Annotated in this window: 30 protein-coding genes and 1 riboswitch; of the genes, 21 read left to right on the forward strand and 9 right to left on the reverse strand. The window is 39.3% G+C overall.

Annotated elements, in window-relative coordinates:
- The first annotated feature begins 31 nt into the window (after positions 1–31).
- The 5 genes from ppnP (at position 32) to EHO58_RS07300 (ending at position 3,082) form a co-directional block, all read left to right on the forward strand.
- Positions 32–346, forward strand: a complete 315-nt coding sequence (gene ppnP, locus EHO58_RS07280) for a pyrimidine/purine nucleoside phosphorylase (RefSeq protein ID WP_135679491.1) — start codon at positions 32–34, stop codon at positions 344–346.
- Positions 347–393: 47 nt separating this feature from the next.
- Positions 394–522, forward strand: a riboswitch (cyclic di-AMP (ydaO/yuaA leader).
- A gap of 92 nt (positions 523–614) precedes the next feature.
- A complete protein-coding gene (locus tag EHO58_RS07285; RefSeq protein WP_135628161.1) occupies positions 615–1,322 on the forward strand; it encodes a universal stress protein in 708 nt (235 codons plus the stop codon).
- Between the two features lie 192 nt (positions 1,323–1,514).
- Positions 1,515–2,039 (forward strand): hypothetical protein, encoded by a 525-nt coding sequence (locus EHO58_RS07290; protein WP_135679492.1) that lies wholly within the window; start codon positions 1,515–1,517, stop codon positions 2,037–2,039.
- 100 nt (positions 2,040–2,139) lie between these two features.
- Positions 2,140–2,655 (forward strand): Crp/Fnr family transcriptional regulator, encoded by a 516-nt coding sequence (locus EHO58_RS07295; RefSeq protein WP_135679493.1) that lies wholly within the window; start codon positions 2,140–2,142, stop codon positions 2,653–2,655.
- 1 nt (position 2,656) lies between these two features.
- Positions 2,657–3,082 carry a cyclic nucleotide-binding domain-containing protein gene (locus EHO58_RS07300; protein ID WP_100722112.1) on the forward strand — a complete coding sequence of 142 codons (426 nt, stop codon included), beginning with the start codon at positions 2,657–2,659 and terminating at the stop codon, positions 3,080–3,082.
- Between the two features lie 7 nt (positions 3,083–3,089).
- Here EHO58_RS07300 and EHO58_RS07305 read toward each other — a convergent pair whose 3' ends face one another.
- The gene (locus EHO58_RS07305; protein ID WP_135628158.1) at positions 3,090–3,527 is read right to left on the reverse strand and encodes a DUF1564 family protein; all 438 of its coding nucleotides are present in this window, start codon (positions 3,525–3,527) and stop codon (positions 3,090–3,092) included.
- 118 nt (positions 3,528–3,645) lie between these two features.
- Here EHO58_RS07305 and msrA point away from each other — a divergent pair, with 118 nt between their 5' ends.
- Complete coding sequence (gene msrA, locus EHO58_RS07310) at positions 3,646–4,176, forward strand: peptide-methionine (S)-S-oxide reductase MsrA (RefSeq protein ID WP_135628157.1); 531 nt, start codon at positions 3,646–3,648, stop codon at positions 4,174–4,176.
- Here the strand turns inward: msrA and EHO58_RS07315 are convergent.
- Positions 4,170–6,551 carry a PAS domain-containing sensor histidine kinase gene (locus EHO58_RS07315; RefSeq protein WP_135679494.1) on the reverse strand — a complete coding sequence of 794 codons (2,382 nt, stop codon included), beginning with the start codon at positions 6,549–6,551 and terminating at the stop codon, positions 4,170–4,172. The two genes, msrA and EHO58_RS07315, sit on opposite strands and share 7 nt — an antisense overlap.
- Positions 6,552–6,704: 153 nt before the next feature.
- Between EHO58_RS07315 and EHO58_RS07320 the strand changes: the two genes are divergently transcribed.
- The 3 genes from EHO58_RS07320 to EHO58_RS07330 all read left to right on the forward strand — a co-directional run bounded on the left by EHO58_RS07320 (position 6,705) and on the right by EHO58_RS07330 (position 9,502).
- Positions 6,705–7,418, forward strand: coding sequence for a fatty acid desaturase CarF family protein (locus tag EHO58_RS07320; protein WP_135679495.1), 714 nt, complete (start codon positions 6,705–6,707; stop codon positions 7,416–7,418).
- Positions 7,419–7,496: 78 nt separating this feature from the next.
- A complete protein-coding gene (locus EHO58_RS07325; RefSeq protein ID WP_135679496.1) occupies positions 7,497–8,561 on the forward strand; it encodes an alpha/beta fold hydrolase in 1,065 nt (354 codons plus the stop codon).
- A gap of 14 nt (positions 8,562–8,575) precedes the next feature.
- Positions 8,576–9,502, forward strand: coding sequence for an alpha/beta hydrolase (locus tag EHO58_RS07330; RefSeq protein WP_135628153.1), 927 nt, complete (start codon positions 8,576–8,578; stop codon positions 9,500–9,502).
- A 78-nt stretch (positions 9,503–9,580) separates the two neighbouring features.
- On the opposite strand, the gene EHO58_RS07335 is transcribed toward EHO58_RS07330, so the two are convergent.
- The 4 genes from EHO58_RS07335 to EHO58_RS19790 all read right to left on the reverse strand — a co-directional run bounded on the left by EHO58_RS07335 (position 9,581) and on the right by EHO58_RS19790 (position 12,652).
- Positions 9,581–10,753 carry a M48 family metallopeptidase gene (locus EHO58_RS07335; protein WP_135679497.1) on the reverse strand — a complete coding sequence of 391 codons (1,173 nt, stop codon included), beginning with the start codon at positions 10,751–10,753 and terminating at the stop codon, positions 9,581–9,583.
- Between the two features lie 18 nt (positions 10,754–10,771).
- Positions 10,772–11,728 carry a YjgN family protein gene (locus tag EHO58_RS07340; protein WP_135679498.1) on the reverse strand — a complete coding sequence of 319 codons (957 nt, stop codon included), beginning with the start codon at positions 11,726–11,728 and terminating at the stop codon, positions 10,772–10,774.
- Between the two features lie 149 nt (positions 11,729–11,877).
- Complete coding sequence (locus EHO58_RS07345) at positions 11,878–12,489, reverse strand: uracil-DNA glycosylase (protein WP_135679499.1); 612 nt, start codon at positions 12,487–12,489, stop codon at positions 11,878–11,880.
- 28 nt (positions 12,490–12,517) lie between these two features.
- Entirely contained in the window at positions 12,518–12,652 is a 135-nt protein-coding gene (locus EHO58_RS19790; protein ID WP_280101462.1) for a hypothetical protein, read from the reverse strand.
- 9 nt (positions 12,653–12,661) lie between these two features.
- Here EHO58_RS19790 and EHO58_RS07350 point away from each other — a divergent pair, with 9 nt between their 5' ends.
- The 7 genes from EHO58_RS07350 (at position 12,662) to EHO58_RS07375 (ending at position 17,305) form a co-directional block, all read left to right on the forward strand.
- Positions 12,662–13,522, forward strand: a complete 861-nt coding sequence (locus EHO58_RS07350) for a cation diffusion facilitator family transporter (RefSeq protein ID WP_244241096.1) — start codon at positions 12,662–12,664, stop codon at positions 13,520–13,522.
- A gap of 122 nt (positions 13,523–13,644) precedes the next feature.
- Positions 13,645–13,794 carry a hypothetical protein gene (locus EHO58_RS19535; protein ID WP_008594055.1) on the forward strand — a complete coding sequence of 50 codons (150 nt, stop codon included), beginning with the start codon at positions 13,645–13,647 and terminating at the stop codon, positions 13,792–13,794.
- A gap of 114 nt (positions 13,795–13,908) precedes the next feature.
- Entirely contained in the window at positions 13,909–14,286 is a 378-nt protein-coding gene (queD, locus tag EHO58_RS07355; protein ID WP_135628148.1) for a 6-carboxytetrahydropterin synthase QueD, read from the forward strand.
- A 5-nt stretch (positions 14,287–14,291) separates the two neighbouring features.
- Positions 14,292–14,999, forward strand: coding sequence for a 7-cyano-7-deazaguanine synthase QueC (gene queC / locus EHO58_RS07360; RefSeq protein ID WP_135679501.1), 708 nt, complete (start codon positions 14,292–14,294; stop codon positions 14,997–14,999).
- A 65-nt stretch (positions 15,000–15,064) separates the two neighbouring features.
- Positions 15,065–15,346 (forward strand): NAD(P) transhydrogenase subunit alpha part 2, encoded by a 282-nt coding sequence (locus EHO58_RS07365; RefSeq protein WP_008594681.1) that lies wholly within the window; start codon positions 15,065–15,067, stop codon positions 15,344–15,346.
- Between the two features lie 7 nt (positions 15,347–15,353).
- A complete protein-coding gene (locus EHO58_RS07370; protein WP_135628146.1) occupies positions 15,354–16,763 on the forward strand; it encodes an NAD(P)(+) transhydrogenase (Re/Si-specific) subunit beta in 1,410 nt (469 codons plus the stop codon).
- Between the two features lie 116 nt (positions 16,764–16,879).
- A complete protein-coding gene (locus EHO58_RS07375; protein ID WP_135679502.1) occupies positions 16,880–17,305 on the forward strand; it encodes a YbaN family protein in 426 nt (141 codons plus the stop codon).
- Positions 17,306–17,309: 4 nt separating this feature from the next.
- On the opposite strand, the gene EHO58_RS07380 is transcribed toward EHO58_RS07375, so the two are convergent.
- From EHO58_RS07380 to EHO58_RS07390, 3 genes are all read right to left on the reverse strand, one after another.
- Complete coding sequence (locus tag EHO58_RS07380) at positions 17,310–18,407, reverse strand: tetratricopeptide repeat protein (protein WP_135679503.1); 1,098 nt, start codon at positions 18,405–18,407, stop codon at positions 17,310–17,312.
- Positions 18,404–18,808 (reverse strand): LIC10301 family lipoprotein, encoded by a 405-nt coding sequence (locus EHO58_RS07385; protein WP_244241097.1) that lies wholly within the window; start codon positions 18,806–18,808, stop codon positions 18,404–18,406. The genes EHO58_RS07380 and EHO58_RS07385 overlap by 4 nt, the downstream gene beginning before the upstream one ends.
- A gap of 98 nt (positions 18,809–18,906) precedes the next feature.
- A complete protein-coding gene (locus EHO58_RS07390; RefSeq protein WP_036089317.1) occupies positions 18,907–19,197 on the reverse strand; it encodes an STAS domain-containing protein in 291 nt (96 codons plus the stop codon).
- Positions 19,198–19,306: 109 nt separating this feature from the next.
- On the opposite strand from EHO58_RS07390, the gene flgB reads away from it, so the two are divergent.
- From flgB to EHO58_RS07415, 5 genes are all read left to right on the forward strand, one after another.
- The gene (gene flgB, locus EHO58_RS07395; RefSeq protein ID WP_100767186.1) at positions 19,307–19,738 is read left to right on the forward strand and encodes a flagellar basal body rod protein FlgB; all 432 of its coding nucleotides are present in this window, start codon (positions 19,307–19,309) and stop codon (positions 19,736–19,738) included.
- Between the two features lie 37 nt (positions 19,739–19,775).
- Positions 19,776–20,237 (forward strand): flagellar basal body rod protein FlgC, encoded by a 462-nt coding sequence (gene flgC, locus EHO58_RS07400; RefSeq protein ID WP_008594730.1) that lies wholly within the window; start codon positions 19,776–19,778, stop codon positions 20,235–20,237.
- Between the two features lie 12 nt (positions 20,238–20,249).
- The gene (fliE, locus tag EHO58_RS07405; protein ID WP_100708872.1) at positions 20,250–20,630 is read left to right on the forward strand and encodes a flagellar hook-basal body complex protein FliE; all 381 of its coding nucleotides are present in this window, start codon (positions 20,250–20,252) and stop codon (positions 20,628–20,630) included.
- 55 nt (positions 20,631–20,685) lie between these two features.
- Positions 20,686–21,759, forward strand: a complete 1,074-nt coding sequence (locus tag EHO58_RS07410) for a helix-turn-helix domain-containing protein (RefSeq protein WP_135679506.1) — start codon at positions 20,686–20,688, stop codon at positions 21,757–21,759.
- A gap of 62 nt (positions 21,760–21,821) precedes the next feature.
- On the forward strand, positions 21,822–22,238 hold the full coding sequence (locus EHO58_RS07415) for a DUF4345 family protein (protein ID WP_208728732.1): 417 nt from the start codon (positions 21,822–21,824) through the stop codon (positions 22,236–22,238).
- Positions 22,239–22,272 lie beyond the last annotated feature (34 nt).

Here is a 22,272-nt window from a genome sequence, read left to right on the forward strand (position 1 = left end):
CTAAATTTTAGTTTCGGAGCTTGATTCTATAATGCAACAATTCGATAACGTAACGGTAATTAAAAAAGCGAACGTATACTTTGACGGCAAGGTCACCAGTAGAACCGTATTATTCTCAAATGGAGAAAAAAAGACACTAGGCATCTTAATGCCTGGAGAGTACGAGTTTGGAACTGATGATAAAGAAATTATGGAAATCCTAGAAGGAGATCTTTTGGTCCAACTACCTGGAAATGCAGAGTGGAAGGAAATCAAAGGTGGACAATCTTTTGAAGTTCCTGCAAATTCCAAATTCAAACTAAACGTTAAAAAACTAAGCGACTATTGCTGTTCCTATCTTAAGTAATGACTTCAATCTACTACTTGACAAATTCGTTTTTCTAGCTACACTTCGTTCAGAGTCTGCTTAATCCGACTTAAGTCGGAGCGGAGGAACCAAATTTTGGGGCTAACCGTTTCTTACGGGGGAAATCTCTCTTTCCTAGCCCGTCAGCTAACTTCGTAGGCATGGAGAGAAGACAGGAGTTCCTTCCAATCTTCCCGGCTCATTCTGACTTCGGGATTTTTTCATCCATTGAAATAGTTCCGGGGAATTTATAACCTAGGAGGCGAAAATGAAAGTTCTAATTTCGTTTGCCAATCCCAAGATGGGAGCAAAACTTTTCGGGCTAACAAGAGCCCTATTCTCTAAGTCCAAAGAAAATCTTTCCATAGTAGCGTTACATGTCGTTTCAGTGGAAACTAAATCCGAAGGATTTCCTATATTAGAAGAAGATGAAATTTTCCAAGCAGTTAGAGAAGAAGCTGCAGGTTCGGAATTCAGTTTTGAAACCGTAGGATTTCCTTCCGACTGGATTGTGCCAGGGATCGTGGAGATCGCAAAAAGTAAAGAGATCGATTTACTTCTCTTAGGTGCTGCACGTTCTTTGTTCTCCGATAATTTACTCGGTGGGAAAGTTGGAGATGTGCTTAGACATTTGTCCGAGTTGGATATAGCAGTTCTTGCCGATAATGGATTGGTTGCTCCGATCGAGCCGATTATCTATTCTCCAGGTTTAGATTCTGCTCCTCTATTTCCATTTTCTTCCGGTCTTTCTACTTTTATAGAAAAACCGATCCCGGTTCTATCAGGAGTTAATCAATCAGAGTTTGGAATCAGCCAAACCAATCAATTCAAACCTTGGATCCCATTTTCGTTAAACGCAGCTGCGGACCAAACCAAGAACCTGGCAATTTTGGATTATAATACATATAAATCCTTTCACTCTGTTCTATTAGATAGGCAAGGACTCTCCTTCCTGATTTTAAGAAAAGGGAATTAAAACTATAACCTAAGTTCGGAAAACATTATACTCCGAGTATAATGTTTTTATATGAATAAGATCTCAATTTCAGAATAACGTTATTCGCTTAATACCGCCTTACTAACAATAGGCGGTCTTTCTCTAAAATATTATCTTTTCCTTGCCTGAAAATACCGAGACTTAGATCCTTTCCGAAACCGGAAGGCGCACTTGAAGTCTAAAATTTTAAATCCTGTTCTAATCCTTTTCGTTCTATCTATAATTTCCGCCATATCTATATTCATTTTTGTAATGACTTATTCTTCTCCCACGGTCAGAAGCCAACCATCTGCAACCAATACTGAGATCATAGGATTGATATGGTTGGTGGTAACTGTATTAGTTTTATATAATGCAGGAATTGCTTCCTTTCGAAATCTATTTCTGGAAAAATTTTCAGAAACGCAAGAAGGTTTAGGAAGTCTCAAAGCTTTGTTTTTCAGTGTTGTAAGCCTTGTATTATTTCTAATCGGCTCCAAACTAGGAAGTTTATTCAAGACGGAGATCAGCACTCCGGAACTTCTAATGTCGGTTCCAATTATCTTAGTAGCGACCTGGGAAAATTTTCTGACTAAAACGATCGGTTTAAAATTCAGATCCGTTTATCTGATCCTTACGGCAGTATTTCAAATTATAGTTTATATTAGTTTCATGCTTTCCTTTCTTACATTGGCTAGTTTGGACGGATTCGACTGAAACCTGGTCGAACTGTATTTTAGAACGATTCATCAAAATTGATCTTTGAAAAAATTCAGATCCGGCCTGGATATGTAGGATTTTTGCCGTCTTACATAAAATGCCGACCATTCTGGATTTCGTTCATAGCGTTTTTACCCGGGTTTATCCCAAAGATTCCTTCATATTCAAAGAGGGAGAAGAATCCGACGGAAACATGTATTTCCTTTTCCATGGGCATTTAATGGTCAGCAAGAATCGCCCGGACGCCGGAGACAAATCCATCAAGGAAGTTTTCCCTGGAGAATTTTTCGGAGAGATCGCTTTAATTTCCGGAAGAGCCAGAGCGATGTCGGTCCAGGTTCTTTCTCCTTCTGCAAAGCTTGGAGTCCTGAATAAGGGTGTTTTCGAAAAACTGGAAAAAACAAGTCCTCAATTCCTTCTCTTACTTCTTAAAAACACTTTCGAAAAACTGAATCGAGCAGAAGTGAAACTGGAAGCTCTTTATACGGAGATCCATAAAAAAGAAGAAGAGTCCAAAGGTTCAGAAGCACCAGCGGTCCTGAAAGAAGCAGAAGTTTCAGAAACTTCCGAAACACCAGACACTGAAGCTGCGGCAGTAAACAAGGAATCATAAGATGGGAATTAATATTTTAGAATTCATTAATAACGTATCCGTTAAAACCTATCTCGCCGGAGAAGATGTTTTTAAGGAAAAAGATCCTTCCAACGGAATGATGTATTTCGTATTCACTGGAGCTCTGGAGATCAGAAAGTCTTACGACGGAGAAGAAAGAGTGATCCGAAATTTAGAACCTGGATCCTTTTTCGGAGAGATCGCATTGATCAATAACGTGCCTAGGGCCGCAACTGCAAGAGTGATCACTGAAAAAGCAAAAATAGGTATCTTGGACCAGGAAATGTTCTATAGGATCGGACAAACAAATCCTAAATTTTTCTCACTCCTCTTAAATACTACAATCCAAAGATTGGTTTCTGTAGAAGATGAGATCGCAAAATTAAGTTCAGGACAACCTATCCATCCGATCCGTAACAGGGATTAATTTTCGATCAGGCTACCTTCTTCTTTTTGGAAACCTCCGGAGAAGGAGGATCCGAAAAGTATCTGCTTAACAAAAACGTAAACAAGTAACATTTAGAGACTCCGTGTTTTCTTGCATAGTTACCTAAAAGATTCCAATCTTCCAGATCCGGCCTAAAATTCAGGCGACTCCAATCTTTCTGCCTACCTTCTTCCTTTTTTTGATACATCATCAAAGCGGAATCCGGATTTAGTTTCTCTTGGAATTGCAAATCCGGTCCGTATAATTCCAATAAATCCTTTAGGCATGTTGCTCCCGGTCTAGATCCATTCCAGTTTTTAAGATAATTTTTATACAACTTATCCGGTAGAATCAAGGTACAAACTGGCATGGATTCTCTGGGGGACTTTGCCTTCCAGGATTTACTTTTAATCGGTTTGGGGTTTAATATTAGTTTCAACTTCATACCCGTCCCGGTCTCAATCCAGGCTTACTGCTTACGTTTTTTCGCGAGAAATCCGGAAAAATGTTTCCGTGCTCCGACTTTCCGGCCTGAATCAAATCTAATAAGAAAGGAGGATGGAATGTCGGAACAAAAAGGTCTGGAATACGCAGTTTTAGGTGGAGGATGTTTTTGGTGTGTAGAAGCGATCTACCAATTGGTGGATGGAGTAGAATCCATTGTCTCCGGATATGCAGGAGGACATGATCCTGCACCAAATTATAAATCGATTTGTACAGGGCTTACAGGTCATGCAGAAGTGATCCGAGTAGGATTCGATCCGAGTAAGATCTCCTACAAAAATATTTTAGAAATTTTCTGGGAAGCACATGACCCTACTACAAGGAATAAACAAGGTAACGACGAAGGTCCTCAATATAGAAGTATCATTTTATATGAAAACCAAACACAGAAGGAAATTGCGGAAACTTCTAGATCTGAAGCAGGGCCTAAGTTTGCTTCTCCTATCGTGACAGAAATCGTTGCCTTAGAAAAGTTTTTTCCGGCGGAAAATTACCACCAAAATTATTTCAGACTAAACTCAGGACAGCCTTACTGTCATTATGTGATCCGCCCTAAGATAGAAAAATTTTTAAAAAGTAAAACTCATTGAGGTAAAATTACTAAAAACGCTGTTCCATCGGAAGAAGTTTCGAATCCTATAGTTCCACCGTGGTTTTCCACGATACGTTTTACTATGTCCAACCCGAGTCCGGAACCTTCTCCTGGAGCTTTGGTTGTAAAAAATGGTTCGAAAATTCTTTCTTGTATCGATTCCGGAATACCAGGCCCGTTATCCGAAATCTTAATGCAGATCTTATCTTTTTCTCGATTACCTACGTTTATTTTTAGAATTCCTTTAAAGCCCATCGCTTGGGCTGCGTTATAGATCAAGTTTGTCCATACATGCAATAGATCATCCGAATATCCTGGAACGATAGGAGTTCCCGCCTCATATTCTTTTATGATCTCAATACCGGACTTCAATTGGTTTTGATAGATCGTAAGAACAGTATCAATACTTTCCCTGATATCTACGGGAGCTTTAGGTCCACCATTACTGAAATGAGAGAAGTTTTTAAGTGCATATACGATTTTAGAAGTTCTATCTACTGACATATCCACTAATTTGGAACTTCTACTTGCTTGGATCTCATCCAAGGCATATTGGAGCACTTGTTGGATTTTTTCTCCGGTGAATAGTTTCGGGAAATCTTCGAGCGCCGCTTCTAATCCGGCTTCAATCAGACCTTCCGCTAAATTTCTAGCTTCGAAAATACCGAGTTCTTTTAATCTAGATTCTAAAATTTTAGTTTTAGCTCTTACTACTTTAGGAGGAATAATTTCTTGGTAAGCTCTTCCTTTCTTTAATAAAGTTTGGAATTCGATCTTGGCTTCGTTACCTAGATTTTGCAATACGGAAGCTGCTTCTTGCATTCTATCTAATACACGATCAAAATGGCTTTTGACAGATTCGTTTGCAGCTCTGATCACACCGATCGGATTATTGATCTCATGAGCAATCCCTGCGACCAACTGTCCAAGAGAGGCCATTTTTTCTGAAAGTATCAATTGGTTTTGTGTTTTTTGAAGATGCGCAAGTGCAGACTCTAATTCCGTTTTTTGTTTCTCGATCAATTCGTTCTGAGCAGAGATCTCATTATTCAAGATCTTTAATTTTTCCGCCTCTTTTTTGGAAGAAACGTCTTTTACCATATTGATCATGCGTCTTTCTCCATCGATCACAGTGAATCGAGTGGAAAATTCCACTTGGAGATAACGTCCATCCTTAGTTCTGAATGTTACTTCTTCATTATGTAAAAATCCGTCTTTTATGATCTTTTCTTTAAAAAACTCTCTTTCGGCAGAACTCAACCAGATACCAAGCTCCACACTTGTGCGGCCTATTGCCTCTTCTCTCGTGAACCCAAGTAATTCGGTAAAACCATCGTTAATATCTACGTATGTTCCATCTTCAAAATTAGAAATAGATGTAGCATAAGGACTTAATTTGAATACTTTAGAGAATAATTCCTGACTTGCTTTGATCTCTTCGCCTGCTATATGTTTTTCGGTAATATCTTGCCCGGTTCCATAACCAATTATGGAATCCTTATATTTCCCTTTAGCCAAAATATATCTGGTTTTTCCGTCGTCGCCTTTAGCTTTAAAAATAAATTCAGTGGAGTAAGAAGGATCGTTAAAATGTTTTGCTCCTTCTGCAAGGATAGATACGATTCTTTCCTTATCATCCCCTTCTATATATTTTTCTAAAAACTGATCCATTAATATAGTCACGGATCCTTTTGCTGATTTATCCCCAAGCATGATACGATATTCTTTAGTTAAGGTTACTTCCTTAGTCTCTAAATTCAAAGTGATCCCGCCTAATTTGGCATGGATCTGCGCCCTGGATAATTCTTCTCGTATTTTAGATAATCCTGATAGACCGAATTTCATTAAGATCCAGGACATGAAGAAGCCTACTGAATTCCCTATGAATGCTGACCATTCTCCTGTAGGAAAATTTGGAGCAGGTATCATTCCCTTCGACTTTAAATATATACTCAAGAGTCCTACTGAAAAGGAAAGAAGTGCGTAAAATAAAGATCCAATTTGTCCTAAGATCAAAGAAGCCAGCACTATAATGATCATAAATTGAGAGAATGATGTAGCATAAACTCCACCTTCTCTCATAGACACGATACAAAGGGCCAACCATTGTAGGAAGATCATGATATTTGAGCCGAGTTTAACCCTTCCCGATTTAGCGAGAAGGTGGCAAATGATCACTGCAGTTGGAATAATATAGAAAGAATAATAAACGTTCTTAGGTTTTTCAGAAATAAGGGGATGAATGATCCTATATAAGACCGCAACTGTGAAGGTGATATACATCAGACCATAAAGAAGTTTGATCGAAACGTCTTTTTCAGGGTCGGCGGATAATGGAGGATAAATCGATCTTTTAAGACGTTGTAGATTCATTCTTAATGCCGTGGACTTTCAAATAAGAATTTCTTACGCGGGATTGAAAAGCGGGATTTAAAAATCCGAATAAAATTCAAGTGTGCAAGAACATTTCGTTAATCCGAAATATCTAAATTTTTGATCGATTTATCTCTTATGTATCGGTTTTAAATGAGAACTATGAACTTCCTGAAAATTTTATTCCCTTCTCCTTTTAAGATCCATAGGCTAGTGGAAGTTCTAAGTATACTTTTATTCTTAGTTTTTTCGGGACTATGTCTGTATGAGTTCGGAACATTATCCCTGTCGGCCTTCCAGGATTCTCCCTGGATTTTTTTAGCCGAACTTGTAGCTCTCTTATTCTTAGCTTATATAACTGCTGACTTTATTTCCGGCTTTGTTCATTTTTTAGGAGATAGTTTCGGGAACGAATTTACTCCTTATATCGGACCTGCTTTTATTTTTCCTTTTAGAGATCATCATGTGGATCCTAAAGGTATCACTCGACATGATTTCGTGGAAACTAACGGGAATAATTGCCTAGTGTCTCTTCCCATTCTTTTGTACTGCTTTTTTGCTCCGTTGGGGAACGAAAACTTTCCTTGGGCCAGAACATTTTGGATACTTGTTCTAGTCGGGATCTTCTTCACCAATCAGATCCATAAATGGGCCCACCAAGACGAGCCGAATAAACTCATCAAATATATGCAAAAAAAGCGTTGGATACTTTCTCCCGAGCATCATAAAATACATCATACGGCTCCATACGATACGTATTTTTGTATTACTACAGGTTGGTGGAATCCGCTACTTCATAAGATCCGATTCTTTCCAACCGTGAAGAAGTCGGTGGACTATATTCTAAATTTTTTGCATATCGGTTAATACGAACATCGTTCTTTACTTCAAATTTAGTTTTGAATTTTCCTTGATTCCATTTCGGCAAGGAGGAGGATCGCGGGTATGCTTCGTTTTCTTTTCGCATTCTTCGTTTGTGTACCTCTAATCGTTTCTTGTTCCGCGAATATCGCGCTAAAAGGAGAGATCCTTCATCCTAAAACCTCGGATGGTTGGGATATCACCCTGGAACATTTTCCCCCTCTGCAAGGATCCGCTAATAAAAAATATCCTGTGATACTCTGTCACGGATTTATAGCGAATCGTATCTATCTTAAGATAAATGAAAAGTCCTCCATAGTGGCACATCTTCAAAAAGAAGGTTATGATGTTTGGCTTTTAGAATTAAGAGGAAAACAAGAAGCAGGATCTCCGTCTTTATTTTGGGGAGATAAAACTTTTGATTATTCCATCGATGATTATATAAAACAAGATGCGGACGCTGCGATCCAATACGTTCTCAAAACCACCGGTAAAGAAAAGGTGAATTGGATCGGCCATAGTATGGGGGGGATGCTCCAATACGCAAGGCTCGGAAGTTTAGGCGAGAACAGAGTGGCGAACTTCGTAGCAATCGGTTCACCCGCAGTCATGGATCCGCCATCCGATGCTTTAAAATTATGGTCCAGTTTTACTTGGGCATTAAATTTATGGCCGGCAGTTCCGACCGAAACTTGGTCCGGAGTCAGAGGAGGAACAGGGCTACCTATTTTTCCTAAAAGAAGTTTCGAAGAAGTATTTTGGCACGCACCGAATATAGATCCTAAAATTGTATCCGGGGTCTTTACCGATTCCATTGCTACAGTCTCCAAAAGAGAAGCAAGACAGATGGATAAGATCGTAGAGACAGGACAGTTCCGTTCGGAAGATGGAAAACTAATCTATTCGCAAGCTTTCGGAAATATCAAGATCCCTGTGCTATTAGTTGCGGGCAGAAGGGACAAACTAGGATTCACATATTCACTTAGGTATGTTTACGATAACTTAGGCTCTACGGATAAAACCTTATTCATACTTTCTAAAGGAAAAGGTTTTTCAGAAGACTATGGTCACACCGATCTAGTCGTAGGAAAGAAGGCGGATGACGAAGTGTTCCCGACAATCATTCACTGGTTGAACAAAAGAAATTAATTCCGGATCATAAAATGAAATTCAAAAATAAAATCATATTCTTCTTATTTGCTATTTTCCTATTTTTCTCCTGCACAAGATATGCAGTGATCACGGAAGAAGCGTTTAAAAATCAGACAGCAAATATAGCGTCTAACGTATATCTGACCAACTTCTTAAAACACAGCTCCGATTATCCGCCTGTCCTACTTTTGGACCCGATCTTAGTGAATAAAAAGTCTTTGTATCTTGGAGATTATAACGGACTGATCGGAGTATTAAGCGGAAACGGATTCTCAGTTTTCCTTTTACATTTCGAAGTATATCCCGGATTAGATCTGAAAGAAGTGGGAGAAAAGCTGATCCCTCAAGCAGTCTCTCAAGTCCAAGGTTTAAGCAATCGTAAAGATTATATTTTAGGCGGAGTCTCAGTAGGAGGCCAGGCAATTCTACATTATATCCGCTCCAAAAAAGATCCAGCAATCTCCAAAGTTTTCTTTTTAGGGACAGGAATGGATTATAAGTATAATGACAGTTTCGTAGACGATATGAAAAAAGAAAAACGATTCGGAACTGATCTTTCCAATTCTTGTAAGAATAAAGATAGCTTCTGTTCCAGATTTATCTCTTTAGATGAAGACAATCCTACTACTTTATATCTTTACCAAACATTATGGAATTATCTTCCTTCATTAGAAGAAAATCCAAAAGTTTGGGCCGATTTCGAGTTAATGGATTTTCCGACCCTATTTGTTGCTGGCAAGTTAGACAATATCGCAACTTCCGAATCCATTCATCCGGTTTATCGTAGAAAAAGAGGATTCACTCAATTTTTCGAAGCAGGACGAGACAATGGAGGAAAAATAGATTACGATCATCTTTCTTTATTCGCACACGAGTCCGCTCCTTCCGATATTTACCAAAAAATAGCGGATTGGTTAGCTAAGAAGAAGGGAGAATAATCCGAAGTTTCTTATGGATACGCGATGTTGGAATTCCAACATCGCATAAACTATAGATCCCCCTGTTTGTAGGAGCTCCTACAAACCCAAAGGATTCTTAAATTCTTTTCGCGGCTTAACTGGAGAGCAAAGTTTTTGGATACGATTCCATTCTTTGCCCGAAATTCCTAATTTTCCTTTTGGGTAATTCGGATGAGAAATGATATTCTTAACATATTCTATCCGGTCCTCTGTGGCAGGATGAGAACTTAAAAAATCCGGGATTTTTACAGCGCCATTACTATTGGCAGCTTCTTCTCCTTCTTGAGGGACCTCGTATTCTTCTTGGATCCTTTTAAAGAAGTTTAAGAATCCTTCTCCTGTTAGATTCGATTTTTTTAATTTTTCCAAAGCGATCTCGTCTGCTTCCGATTCATATTCCCTTGAAAATTTTTGATCGTAGATAGTAACACTCAAGACCTCATAAAGAGAGTCCATGTTTTCCAACATGTCCACTCCTTCGAATCCGGAACCAATCCCTAAAGATAATAACACAACATTTCCGGCAGAACGGATTTGCCTACGAACCCCATGTCTTTTATGAATATGCGCCATCTCATGAGCCAATACTCCTGCAAGTTCTTCCGGAGTTTCTGTCTTCTTCAATAACTCGGTAAAAACTACTATTGTCCCGCCAGGCATTGCGAACGCATTAAACACCTCGTCATCGATCACGATAATATCATAATCAAATGGGTCATCTGCATCCTTCAGCTTTTTACTGATCTTCTTCATTGTAGACTTTAAAGCAGGAGAAGAACATTCAGGAAAATAATCCCTCACCCATCCTGACATTACTTCCGATTGTTTTTTATCGTAACTAGTCGGAACAAAAAAGTAAGCGTAAGAAAGGCCTGCATTATATACTGAAAAAGCTAAAAAAGCAGTTAGGGCCAATGCACCAAGTTTAAGAGCAAAATGAGTATTCTGCCATAGATCTAAAAGAGGGAATTTATTATGAGATTTTCTACCCGCAAGAACAGAACTATAACTTTCTCTAGAATAGAATACTAGAACGAAACTATACGTAGGATTTTCCGGATTCCTTATTTCTAATCTAAATTCTCTGCCTACAGGATCTAGGTTTAGAATATCAGAATATTGGAAACTAAAGGATTTTTGCTCCGAAAGAAAGACTAGTCTGTCTTTCTCCGGAACAAGTTCCCCTTCAAAAGGAATAGCGGTTTTTCCATCGTATAGTTTATCTTTCATATGTATATTGGACTGGAATTAATCGAATATATCTGCCAGAGCTTCTAAAGAACTTTCGAATCCTTCTGCTAATGCGGAAGCACCTTTGTCAAATTCAGGCTGGATCTGGCTTAAATCCGGTTCCACTTCTAAAGAAATTGCCTCGTAGAATAATTTGTACCAAATAACCGCAATCCAAGGAAATGCCAAACCTAGGGAGAACAAGATCGCCATATAAGAAAGAATGGTATAAACTAGTATATCTTCTCCCTTTAAATTGGACTTAAATCTGATCCCGTTTACCGTTGTTTGATTCCAGAAATAGTTGTAAACATTTGCCTGCCACCAAGAAGCATAAAATCCTAATGTAGGTATAAGTAGAAGGAAACCTTTTAGATGGATCCAGAATAAAGAACCTCCTGTTCCATCAAATTTAAATCCCGCATTTCCATAATATGTATTCTCTATCTGAAATCTTTTCAGTCGGATCGTGAACCATGGAGAATAAAATCCGAAAGTGATGATCGTAAGCGGGAGTCCTACTAAGAAAATTTTGACAAGTTCCAGAACTCTTCCCGCAAAATGGAATCGGATATTATTATAGGAAGTCCTACTTAAATGGAATCTTAATCTTCCTACAAAGATAAAAGGTCCTAAAATATATAGAAGAAGAAAGATCGGAATTAAATTGGAAAGAGGTTCAAGCTCAGCACTAAAGACCCACCATTGTAAAGGGAATTTAATTGCACAGAATAGGATGATCGCGATCGGAGCCGCTTTCAAAAATCCTAAAAATCTTTCCAATCCGGTTGCGTGGAAATCGAATCTTTGTCCTAAAAAAACAGTATGTTGTCTTAGAAATCTTTCTACTCTTACTCTTGCCCAAAAAGAATAAATGCCTAATGTACTGATCGTAGCCAAAGCATTAAAAAGATATAATTTAAATAGGTCCCATCCGGCCCCGTCAAACTTGGCGCGAGTCGTTGAATTTTCCATTCGATTCTCCTGAAAGAATTCTCCATTCGAAGATCAGGTAGTTACACCAAAGATCACAAATAGAGGGTCAGATTAGATCCGAGTTTTCCCATCTGCAAGAAACAAATTTACAAGAGACTTCTTTTTACTTGGGATCGGATCAATTTATACTATCCCGGACGTTTCCAATCCAGTCTGTCCAAGACCTTTTTTATATCTTCCCAGACATCTCTTTTTAAGGGGCTATTCTCCCCACCGTTACGGATTACGTAACTGGGATGGTAAGTAGGCATAACAGGGATCCCATGAAAATCTCCCCAATGTCCTCTCAGTTTGGTGATTCCTTCTTTTGTTCTTAGGATAAATCTAGTGGAAGGATTTCCTAAGGTTATGATCACCTTTGGTTGTATGATAGAAATTTGTCTGAGTAAAAAAGGAGAACATGCGATTACTTCGTCATCTTCGGGAGGTCTGTCTTTTTCAAATTTTAGATCTACGGTTGGTCTACACTTAGTGACATTTGCGATGTAGACACTGTCTCTCGGAACTCCCATCCCTCTTTCTATAATTCTAGTTAATAATTCTCCTGCTTTTCCAACGAAAGGTCTGCCTGTTAGGTCCTCCTGTTTGCCTGGACCTTCTCCTATGAACATGACTTCAGCGTTCGGATTTCCTTCTCCGAAAACAGTTTGGGTCCGAGTACTGCTTAATTTGCATCGAACACAAGGAGCCACTTCTCTTGCGATGATCTCCAACTCTTGTTCTTTTGAAGTTTCACTCATACCTGCTCTTATCGATAAAGAGAACCCGTTATCCTGCAACCAATTTATAAAAAAGTGACTGGAAGAATTTAGATATGTTCTTTATTTTAGATCCATGCACGGGCATCATCATTCTCACGATGATCATCATGGACACTCTCATTCCCATTCGGGTGATCCTCACGCGTCTTCTATGCCTGAGAACTCTCGTGCATTCCTATTTGCATTTCTTTTAAACTTCGGATTTGCAGGGATAGAATTTGTAGGCGGATATTTTTTCGACAGCTTAGCAATTCTTTCCGATTCTCTTCATGATCTGGGAGACAGTGGTTTCTTAGCTCTTGCTTGGATCTTCCAAAAGATCGCAGCAAAACCAAGGACCCAAACCTTTACATTCGGTTACAGAAGACTCAGTCTTTCTGCCGCATTAGTAAATTCTTTTGTTCTATTTTTAGGATCTTTCGGGATCTTATTCTTTGCTGTTACCAAATTAAACGAACCAGGTTCTCCGAATGGTTGGGGAATGTTAGGTCTCTCCGTATTAGGTGTGATCGTAAACGGAGCTGCATTATTCAAATTAAAGAATAGTTCCGGTTTAAATGCAAAGACTGCGTTCCTTCATCTTCTAGAAGATGTACTGGGATGGGTTGCAGTATTCTTCGGTAGTATTGCTCTGATCATATTCGGATGGTCTTGGGTAGATCCGGTTTTATCCATCGCTATCTCTCTTTGGGTTGGGATCCAATCCTTCCGTAATTTAAGAAAGATACTTCTTTTACATTTGCAATCTTCTCCCGAAGGGATCGATACGAAGGAATTAGAAAATCGTATCTTAAAATTGAAAGGAGTTCGTTCGGTTCATGATCTTCATCTTTGGTCCATGGATGGAGATTATCATGTTCTAACTCTTCATGTGGGTGTTCAGGAAACTTCTATCGTTCAAGCTCAGAAGCTAAAAGAGAAGATCCGCAATATCACCAAAGAATTTCATATCCCTCATGCAACTGTGGAAGTGGAACCTGCAGGTGCAGAATGCCCGTACCAAGAATGTTGATGTGACATAATCCGGCAGAGGATTTCCCACATTAATATCCCAACCCCTGCTAGCAATGGTAGTCCGGCACAAGCGGACCTTCTATACTTGACACTGGGGAAACAGCCCGGATTTTGGTTGGTATGAACCAAAAAACAGCTAAACTTCTCAAAAAATACGCGGAAGCAAAAGGTATTAACGAGAAACAAATCAAACGTGAGTGGCTGGTATTAAACGAATTTCAGAAGGACCAGAAAAAACAGGAAATCCTGAAAGAACTGGTTAAAAAATAATCCGCTCCTGATCTTTCTTAGGCCGACTTTACAAAGTCGGTCCGCGTATTTCCGGATCGGTACTTCGAGACCGGACTTTCATTTTTCAGAATCAACCATTCGTCCAACATCTAAATGGAAGAAATAGAACTTACCAAAGAATTTCGTTTCGATGCAGCTCACTTTTTACCGAACGTTCCGGAAGGTCATAAGTGTAGGAGGATGCATGGGCATAGTTTTCGATTCAAATTACATCTGAAAGGTAAGGTGGACGAAAAAACCGGTTGGTTGATGGACTTCGCAGAAGTCAGCAAGGTTGTTAAACCTTTGCTCGAAAACTATCTAGATCATTATCTTCTAAACGAAATTGAAGGTCTAGAAAATCCAACCAGCGAGAATATCAGCATCTGGTTGTGGAAAAAACTGAAACCTCAACTTTCTCTCTTACACAAGATCACATTAAACGAAACCTGTACGAGTGCATGCGTTTATAACGGACCTTCTGAGAAATAATAAAGATGAGCCCTTCTTCCAAGTCGAACAGTGTTCGAACGAAATCTCATTCTAAAAACCCAAAAGCAATCGTTCTTTTTTCAGGTGGATTAGATTCTACGACTTGTTTGTACCAAGCTATCCAAGATGGTTATTCCCCTATTGCTCTTTCCTTCGATTATAATCAAAAACACAAACAAGAACTCAAATCCGCCAAAAAGATCACAAAACTTTTAGAAGTTCCACATCTGATCCAAAAATTGAATCCTGAATTTTTCCAAGGTTCTTCTCTTACTGAAAAGAAGATTAAGGTACCTAAAAATTCTTTGGGTCATTCTGAGATCCCCAACACTTATGTTCCCGGAAGAAATATTTTGTTTTTATCTTTCGGAGTTTCTTTGGCAGAAGGTATCGGAGCCCAAAGACTCTATATTGGTGTGAATGCTTTGGATTATTCCGGTTATCCGGATTGTAGACCTGAATTTATAAAAGCGTATTCAGACGCGATCCGCATCGGGACCAAAACTGGAGCAGAGGGTCATCCTCTCGAGATCTGCACACCTTTGCAGTTCTTAGATAAAAAAGAGATCGTGTTATTGGGCTCTAAACTAGGTGTTCCATTTTCTATGACTCATTCTTGCTATGATCCCGTAGGAGGCAAACCCTGCGGAAAATGCGACTCCTGCTTGCTTCGAAAAAAGGGTTTTCAGGAAGCAGGCGTCCCGGAAAAGTGAACGAACAGATTTTAAGGCATCGGTTTTGAGGAATTTTCCCCTGCCGCCGTCCATAGGAAGCTAATATGGAACAGTTCGTAAGCTACCTGACGATATTTTTAATCGCAGTGTTCGTAGGAATCGAGGTCATCAACCGTATTCCTCCTTTATTACATACCCCTCTTATGTCAGGCTCTAACGCCATTTCAGGGATTACAGTCATCGGAGCGATCTTAACTCTTCATACTACAAATCATTGGATTATTCAAGTATTGGGATTTATCGCAATCGTTGCAGCAACCGTCAACGTGATCGGAGGGTTCGTAGTAACTCACCGCATGTTGGGAATGTTCAAGAAAAAGGATTAAACCATAAATGGAAAAAGCGTATATCAACCTCATTTATCTAGTTTCAAGTATCCTTTTTATCATTGGATTAAAGTTACTTTCTCATCCTAAAACTGCAGTAAAAGGAAACTTTACCGGAGCATTCGGTATGTTCCTCGCAGTTGTAGGTGTATTCTTCGAATACGGAACTATCAACCAAAACGATATCATCATTATCGGTGCTGCACTCTTAGTTGGAACTGGAATCGGAACATTTATCGCTCTTAAAGTAGAAATGACAGGAATGCCTCAGTTAGTGGCGCTTCTGAACGGACTGGGAGGACTTGCTTCCTTCTTAGTTGGTGGAAACTCCTTAATGGAAATCCTACAACCTGGTCATGACACTAAACAACTTGCAGATCTTCAGTTCACAATCTCTACTGCAGCAACCGGTATTATCGGAGCTGTGACTCTTACAGGAAGTTTAATCGCTTTCGGAAAACTACAAGGTTTGATCTCTGAAAAAGCAGTTCGTTACTTCGGAGACCAGATCGTAAAAGTTTTATTCTTAATCGGTTCACTTTATTTAGGTTATTTAAATGTAATCGAGCCTACTAAGATTGAGTGGTACTGGTACATCGTACTAGTTGCTTCTATCCTTGGAGTTCTATTAGTAATTCCAATCGGTGGAGCGGATATGCCGGTGGTAATCGCTCTTCTTAACTCTTATTCAGGACTTGCAGCTTCTGCAACTGGATTCGTTTTAGGAAACAATGTTCTTATCATCTCCGGATCTCTTGTAGGTGCTTCCGGTATCCTTCTCACTCAGATCATGTGTAAGGCGATGAACCGTTCTCTTCCAAACGTTCTTTTCGGAGGACTTGGAGCAGCTACTTCTTCCGCTGATTCCGGCGACATCTATACAGGAAAAACAAAAGCAACTTCCGCAGAAGAAGTGGCAATGTTACTTGATATGGCACAAAGAGTGGTTATCGTTCCTGGTTACGGAATGGCAGTTGCTCAAGCCCAACACGCAGTTCGCGAACTTTATAACCAACTTACTGATAAGAATATCGAAGTTGAATTCGCGATCCACCCGGTTGCAGGAAGGATGCCTGGTCACATGAACGTTCTATTAGCAGAAGCTGATATTCCTTACGACAAAATGAAGGAAATGGACGAGATCAATCCAACTTTCAACACTGTGGACGTAGTAATTATCAACGGTGCAAACGACGTGGTAAACCCTCTGGCAAAAACAGATCCAGGTTCTCCAATCGCAGGAATGCCGATCTTAGATGTGGATAAAGCAAAAACCATTATCGTGATCAAACGTTCCTTAAGCCCAGGATTCGCAGGAGTTCCTAACCCGCTCTTCATCCAAGAAAACTGCTTAATGTATTTCCAAGATGGTAAAAAAGCCACCCAAGAAATCGTGACTGCACTCAAGGATACCTGATAAGAATTTTCCGAAAACCAACGGAAATGGTTCTTGCAAAAGGGAGGCTATAGCCTCCCTTTTTTTATATCGATATAATCGAAAACGAAACAAACCTTAGTGAGAGGTAGCACCCATTGGCAGAGCAAAAAGATTATAGCCACGAAGTAAAACTTCATAGATATGGATTCGTTCGTTATTTATTGATCATAATAGGGACCATATCCTTAATTCTTGGAATTATCGGGATATTCACGCCGGTTCTGCCCACTACTCCATTCTTACTTCTAACCGCCGCTTGTTATGCAAGGGCTTCTCAAAAGTTCTATAACTGGTTGATGAATAATAAATATTTTGGAAGTTTCATTAGAGATTGGAGAATCCATAAGGCAATCCCTCTTAAAGCAAAAATTATCTCTGTTTCCACAATCGTGATCACAATGACGATCAGTGCGATATTTGCACCTCTTCTTCCAGTTCGGATCGGAATGGCAGTGATCGGTATATGCGTAATCTTTTATATTCTTCGCTTTCCCACTAAAAAGGAAGAAGCAGCCGAATAATCAATTAATAAGGAGAACGAGAAGGAAGCATATGATATACTTTCGGATCGTTCTCTCTTAGAAGTTCCGCAGTATCCAAAGCCTCTTGGATCTTTAATTTTTTTTCGGGCTCTTCCAACATCCAAGAAGCTACAAAAGATTCTAATCTCCTATAATCCTTAATATACACCAAAGATCTGAGATAATTGATCCTATCTTCTTCCGAAAATATTTTAGAACCTGAAACTATAGAATATATATTTGCAGAAGCCCTGTAATTCGAAGTATGAAAGTAAGCATGGGCCAAAAATCTTTTTTCATTAAAAGGAAGATCAGGGAACTGATTATAAAGTTTGATCGCTTTGCGGAAATTTTTATCTAAATCCATTGCAAGCCTTGCATAGATATAAGCAAATTCCCTATGAATAAAACCTTCTTTCGCAAATTCCTTACACTGAGCCAAAGCATCCGCTTTATTTCCTAAAAGAAAATTCACTTTTAGTAATATAAGTTTTAAGTTCCTATAATTAGGTTTGAGTTCTATTCCCTTCTCCGCTTCCGCTTTTGCTTTTAGATATTGCCCTGTTTCAAAATAAGCCAGAGCCATATTCAATCTGTAAAAAGGGTTATAATTCGCAAGCTCGACAGCTTTTTGGAAGTAGGATACGGAAGATTCCCATTTACTTCTTCTTACAAAAATCATTCCAAGAAGATAATAAGATGGATCATGACTTGGATTGATCTCCACAGCTTTTAAAAGTGCTTTTTTGGATTGGGGATATCTTCCTATCACGTACAAATACGCACCATTCAGATAATGATATTCCAAACAATCAGGATCCAACTTTTTCAATCGTTCTATATTCGCTTGGGCACGTGCAAGAGCATTGGATCTTAATAGATTGATTGTCTCAGTGTTCAAAGCCAGGATCTGGTATTTTCTTCTAGAGACTTCGCTTTGGTCAGTTGGTTGGGGAGGAAGAGGTAATTCCCCTTCCGGAGAAGGGGCAAGTATGGATTGGTTTTCGTCGGAAGTTTCGGTTTCCTTAGATCCTATGCTGACTCCGAATAAGAGTATAGAGCTTAGGAGGATTGCAGAAAGTTTCTTCCGACAAATAATCATTCTGGAGCAGGACCTAATTTTTTATAAATTTCAGTATTGTTCAGATCAGGATTAGAAAGTTCCAGAGTTTCTTTATTCGCTTTTTTCACGATATAACGAATATCGAATCCTAGATTCAAAAACCTAAATATAAGCTCAGGCTCTCTGGACTTAGTTTCTTTTTCGTAAAATTCATATTCTATCTTGCGCTGGTTTTCAGGATCTTCCGGATTTTCGTAGATCGCAAGTCCAGGCCTGAATATGGAAAGTTTAGGAGCCTTACCTGGCTCTGAATTTTTACACTGCCCGTCAGCCGTACAAACGGAAGTTCTTTCCCATATACCTAAGACTCTCTCCTGTAGAGGAGGTTGACAACCTATGAATAAGGATAAGATCGCTAGGAAAAAAAGAATTTTTTTCATGGAAGCCAAGCTATACCGCGTAGTAAGGATGTCCAGGGAATTCCCGAAGCCCTTGAACCTATAAGAGCCGGGGTATTGTGAGAAGCAGATCTTGCGACTTAGATTCGTTGAAAGTATTCGTCGATCTTAAGAACTTCGAATGTTTTCATTAAATCAGGATGTATCTCTCTTATATCGATCTCTATCCCTTCTAACTTTGCATTTTTGCAAAACCAAACCAAGGAACTGATGGATATGGAATTCATCACGGGAATTTTGCCCAGATCCAAGACGATTTTAACCGGTTTTTTGGCGATTGCGTCCATCAACTGGTTTCGAAATGCGTAATAGTCGTTAAAAAGGGCAGTTAGCTCCGGCTTGATCTCGATAATCTCCGAATTTTCACCCATTTTCGATTTGAGTCCTTTTTTGGCCTTTTCTGAGAAATTTTCGGCCAGTTTTCTTTTTTTATCTTTGGGAATTTTGATTTTCAACCGAAATTTTATACGGGAGAGCTTTATGTTCCAAAAAACACATTTCATGAAGACTCAGGACTTACTAGAGAAGGGAATGAACGCCGCCTCTATGAAAAGAAAAGTCCTCGCGGACAATATCGCAAATGCGGATGTTCCCCATTTTAAAAGAAGTGAAGTACTTTTCGAATCCATGATCAAAAGAGCATTGGAATCCGAAAAGATAGAAGCTTCTAAAGCGATCCCGACTAGGATCGAAGACGAACGTCATATCTCCTTTTTTACTCCATTAGATTATAAATCCGTAAAGCCTAAGGCAAACATAGATTATCTGACCACAGTCAGAGCAGATGGAAATAACGTGGATCCTGAGAAAGAAGTAATGGAAGCTTCCAATTCTCAAATGCAATACATGATGATGGTCGAAAGATTGAATGCGAACTTCCGTGATTTGAAGAACGTAATGAGGTTGGCTTAATCTCAATAGAGACATAGCTAAGATTTAGAGGAAGAAGATGGGACTATTTAGCGCAGTTAATATCTCCGCCACCGGACTTTCCGCTCAAAGACTCCGGATGGATGTGATCGGGAACAATATCGCGAACGCAACCACTACCAGAAATACGAATGGTGACGGTCCTTTCCGTAGGGACAGAGTGATCCTGACTCCTGTAAATCTTAGAACCAAATGGAAAAGCCCTGTTTATCCTTTTGGTCTTTCTCCAGGAGAAGGTAAAGGTGTAAAAGTAATGAAAATCGAAAAGGATATGAGTCCTTTAAGATTAACTTATGATCCTACCCACCCCGATGCGATCCAGATCGGGCCTAAAAAAGGCTATGTAGAAATGCCGAACGTAAATATAGTCACCGAAATGACGGACATGATCTCTGCTTCCAGATCTTATGAGGCAAACGTCCAGATGATCAACGGATCCAAGGCGATGTTCAACAAAGCCTTAGAGATCGGAAGAGCTTAATAGGAGAGAAGAATGAACGTAGATTTTAATTCTAAACTTTGGTACAATTATAACTCGGGATATTCCGATTCTCGTTTTCCTCTTTCTCCTAAGGGAGATAAAGTTTCCGTAAAGATAGACGACCAACGTCATTACGGAGATGTTAAAGAACCGGTGGCTCCCGACTATGTTGCCGAAAGTTTTTCAGAAGCAATGAGAAATGCATTCAACTCTGTAAACGAACTACAGGTAGAAGCAGACGAACTGACTCAAAAAATGGTATATGATCCAAACAGTGTGGACGCTCATGAAGTGATGGTAGCTTCTGAAAAAGCAAGAGTGGCACTCACATTCACTAAAACTTTAGCTGATGGTGTTGTAAGAGCTTACAGAGACCTTACTTCCATGAGATAATTTTTCTAATTCGAATTTCGATTAGACTAATCTATTCCTAAAATACAATAAGACCATGCCTGAGTTACTGGGATGGTTTTCAGATGGGATGATCCTCTTCGGAGGATTTCTTTCATTCTTGCTTGCAATCGGAGAATTTCCTTCCGACAGAAAACATAAATTCCAGGTTTTACTTTCTCTTACCCTTATCTCCTTAGGATTTATGCAACTTTCCGGTTCTTTGGTCCTAAACCCGAATGCAGGTCGGGATCTAAACCTAAAACTTTGGAATCTTCCTCTTTTGTATCTTCCGCCAACTTTTGCTTTTTTATCTCTTCTAGCTTTCTTGGAAGAAGATTTCAGATATAAGTCCATACATCTGTTCTTCTTCCTTCCGTTCTTACTTTGTTTAGGACTGGTTTTGTTTTTCCGATTGGGAGAATATCCGAGTAACTCTTTCCAGATCCAATGGAGTACGCAAGATCCGATTTCCGGAACAGGGATCCTCTATTTGGGAGCTGGGATTTTTTCTTTAGGTTTTGTTTTTCCGATTTTCAAGATACTTCTCCAAATCTCCGAATTGAAATTTAAGATCTTATTCGGGATTTTTGCATTAGATTGTTTGACTGTTTCCGTTTTTGGGATCGTCGGACTGATCTTTCATCCTATCTTTTTGAAACTTGCACTTTTAACAGTGACTCTTGCTGTTTCACTTGTATATTATATCCGCAGAAAATATTTCTATTTTCCGGAAACAATTCAATCCGATCTAGCTAAGACAAAATATTCCAGGACCCGGTTAGAAGGATTAAAAATCGATCCTATATTAGAAAAACTGAACTTTCTATTCGAATCCGAAAAGATCCATCGAAGAGAAGATCTGTCATTGGCTGAACTTGCAAAAGAATTATCCCTAACCACTCACCAATTTTCGGAACTGATCAATAATCGGATCGGAAAAGGATATTTTTCTTTGATCAACCACCATCGGATAGAAGATGCAAAACAACTTTTGTCTGAAACGGATAAAACCGTTTTGGAAATCGCAATGACTGTCGGATTTAATAATCGTTCTTCTTTTAATGAGGCTTTTTTGAAACTTACCCAAAAAACTCCGATTTCTTATCGAAAAATGTGTAAACCTTTATAACGCCGGACGACCTGTCTCTCGAAACAGTGTATCTTCTTCTCATCCCAAACAAGAGGACAAAGATGCAAACTCACTCTATTTCAGATCAAACCGGTTCACTTATAGGTTGGATCACTAAAATTTTTCTGGCTTTAAACTTGGCAGTGTATGCCGGATTTACTATAGCCTTCCTTCTATTTCCGGTTCCTTTAGCGAATTCGATCGGGTATACGATCCATTCAAGTGCAGCGCTTGCGGACTTCAGGGCAATGTATTCAGGTTTATGTTTCGGGGTTGGACTGATAGTATATTATGGTTTAATAAAACCTGAGTTCAAGACCCAGGCTATTCTTCTTTCCGTTGCGAGTGCTGCAGGATTGTTTATAGCAAGACTATACACCCTATTCTTGGACGGGCCAGGGAATGAGTATATTTATCTGAGTATGGCTACCGAAATTGCTTCCGTATTCTTGGGGGCTTGGCTTTTAAGAAAAAATTAAAACTATCGGACCTTCTCCGGAAATAAAAAAGGCG

This window comes from Leptospira selangorensis (assembly GCF_004769405.1).
Classification (GTDB): Bacteria; Spirochaetota; Leptospiria; order Leptospirales; family Leptospiraceae; genus Leptospira_B; species Leptospira_B selangorensis.

Excerpts from the sequence above, each read along its gene's own strand:
- EHO58_RS07320 (WP_135679495.1), top strand. The coding sequence starts at position 6,705 with ATGAGAACTATGAACTTCCTGAAAATTTTATTCCCTTCTCCTTTTAAG.
- EHO58_RS07365 (WP_008594681.1), top strand. The coding sequence starts at position 15,065 with ATGGAACAGTTCGTAAGCTACCTGACGATATTTTTAATCGCAGTGTTC.
- EHO58_RS07330 (WP_135628153.1), top strand. The coding sequence starts at position 8,576 with ATGAAATTCAAAAATAAAATCATATTCTTCTTATTTGCTATTTTCCTA.
- EHO58_RS07345 (WP_135679499.1), bottom strand. The coding sequence starts at position 12,489 with ATGAGTGAAACTTCAAAAGAACAAGAGTTGGAGATCATCGCAAGAGAA.
- EHO58_RS07285 (WP_135628161.1), top strand. The coding sequence starts at position 615 with ATGAAAGTTCTAATTTCGTTTGCCAATCCCAAGATGGGAGCAAAACTT.
- EHO58_RS07385 (WP_244241097.1), bottom strand. The coding sequence starts at position 18,808 with ATGAAAAAAATTCTTTTTTTCCTAGCGATCTTATCCTTATTCATAGGT.
- EHO58_RS07325 (WP_135679496.1), top strand. The coding sequence starts at position 7,497 with ATGCTTCGTTTTCTTTTCGCATTCTTCGTTTGTGTACCTCTAATCGTT.
- EHO58_RS07315 (WP_135679494.1), bottom strand. The coding sequence starts at position 6,551 with ATGAATCTACAACGTCTTAAAAGATCGATTTATCCTCCATTATCCGCC.
- msrA (WP_135628157.1), top strand. The coding sequence starts at position 3,646 with ATGTCGGAACAAAAAGGTCTGGAATACGCAGTTTTAGGTGGAGGATGT.
- EHO58_RS07335 (WP_135679497.1), bottom strand. The coding sequence starts at position 10,753 with ATGAAAGATAAACTATACGATGGAAAAACCGCTATTCCTTTTGAAGGG.
- queD (WP_135628148.1), top strand. The coding sequence starts at position 13,909 with ATGGAAGAAATAGAACTTACCAAAGAATTTCGTTTCGATGCAGCTCAC.
- EHO58_RS07350 (WP_244241096.1), top strand. The coding sequence starts at position 12,662 with ATGCCTGAGAACTCTCGTGCATTCCTATTTGCATTTCTTTTAAACTTC.
- EHO58_RS07380 (WP_135679503.1), bottom strand. The coding sequence starts at position 18,407 with ATGATTATTTGTCGGAAGAAACTTTCTGCAATCCTCCTAAGCTCTATA.
- EHO58_RS07410 (WP_135679506.1), top strand. The coding sequence starts at position 20,686 with ATGCCTGAGTTACTGGGATGGTTTTCAGATGGGATGATCCTCTTCGGA.
- EHO58_RS07390 (WP_036089317.1), bottom strand. The coding sequence starts at position 19,197 with ATGGGTGAAAATTCGGAGATTATCGAGATCAAGCCGGAGCTAACTGCC.
- EHO58_RS19535 (WP_008594055.1), top strand. The coding sequence starts at position 13,645 with ATGAACCAAAAAACAGCTAAACTTCTCAAAAAATACGCGGAAGCAAAA.
- ppnP (WP_135679491.1), top strand. The coding sequence starts at position 32 with ATGCAACAATTCGATAACGTAACGGTAATTAAAAAAGCGAACGTATAC.
- EHO58_RS07340 (WP_135679498.1), bottom strand. The coding sequence starts at position 11,728 with ATGGAAAATTCAACGACTCGCGCCAAGTTTGACGGGGCCGGATGGGAC.
- fliE (WP_100708872.1), top strand. The coding sequence starts at position 20,250 with ATGAACGTAGATTTTAATTCTAAACTTTGGTACAATTATAACTCGGGA.
- flgC (WP_008594730.1), top strand. The coding sequence starts at position 19,776 with ATGGGACTATTTAGCGCAGTTAATATCTCCGCCACCGGACTTTCCGCT.
- queC (WP_135679501.1), top strand. The coding sequence starts at position 14,292 with ATGAGCCCTTCTTCCAAGTCGAACAGTGTTCGAACGAAATCTCATTCT.
- EHO58_RS07305 (WP_135628158.1), bottom strand. The coding sequence starts at position 3,527 with ATGAAGTTGAAACTAATATTAAACCCCAAACCGATTAAAAGTAAATCC.
- EHO58_RS07370 (WP_135628146.1), top strand. The coding sequence starts at position 15,354 with ATGGAAAAAGCGTATATCAACCTCATTTATCTAGTTTCAAGTATCCTT.
- flgB (WP_100767186.1), top strand. The coding sequence starts at position 19,307 with ATGTTCCAAAAAACACATTTCATGAAGACTCAGGACTTACTAGAGAAG.
- EHO58_RS07300 (WP_100722112.1), top strand. The coding sequence starts at position 2,657 with ATGGGAATTAATATTTTAGAATTCATTAATAACGTATCCGTTAAAACC.
- EHO58_RS07295 (WP_135679493.1), top strand. The coding sequence starts at position 2,140 with ATGCCGACCATTCTGGATTTCGTTCATAGCGTTTTTACCCGGGTTTAT.
- EHO58_RS07415 (WP_208728732.1), top strand. The coding sequence starts at position 21,822 with ATGCAAACTCACTCTATTTCAGATCAAACCGGTTCACTTATAGGTTGG.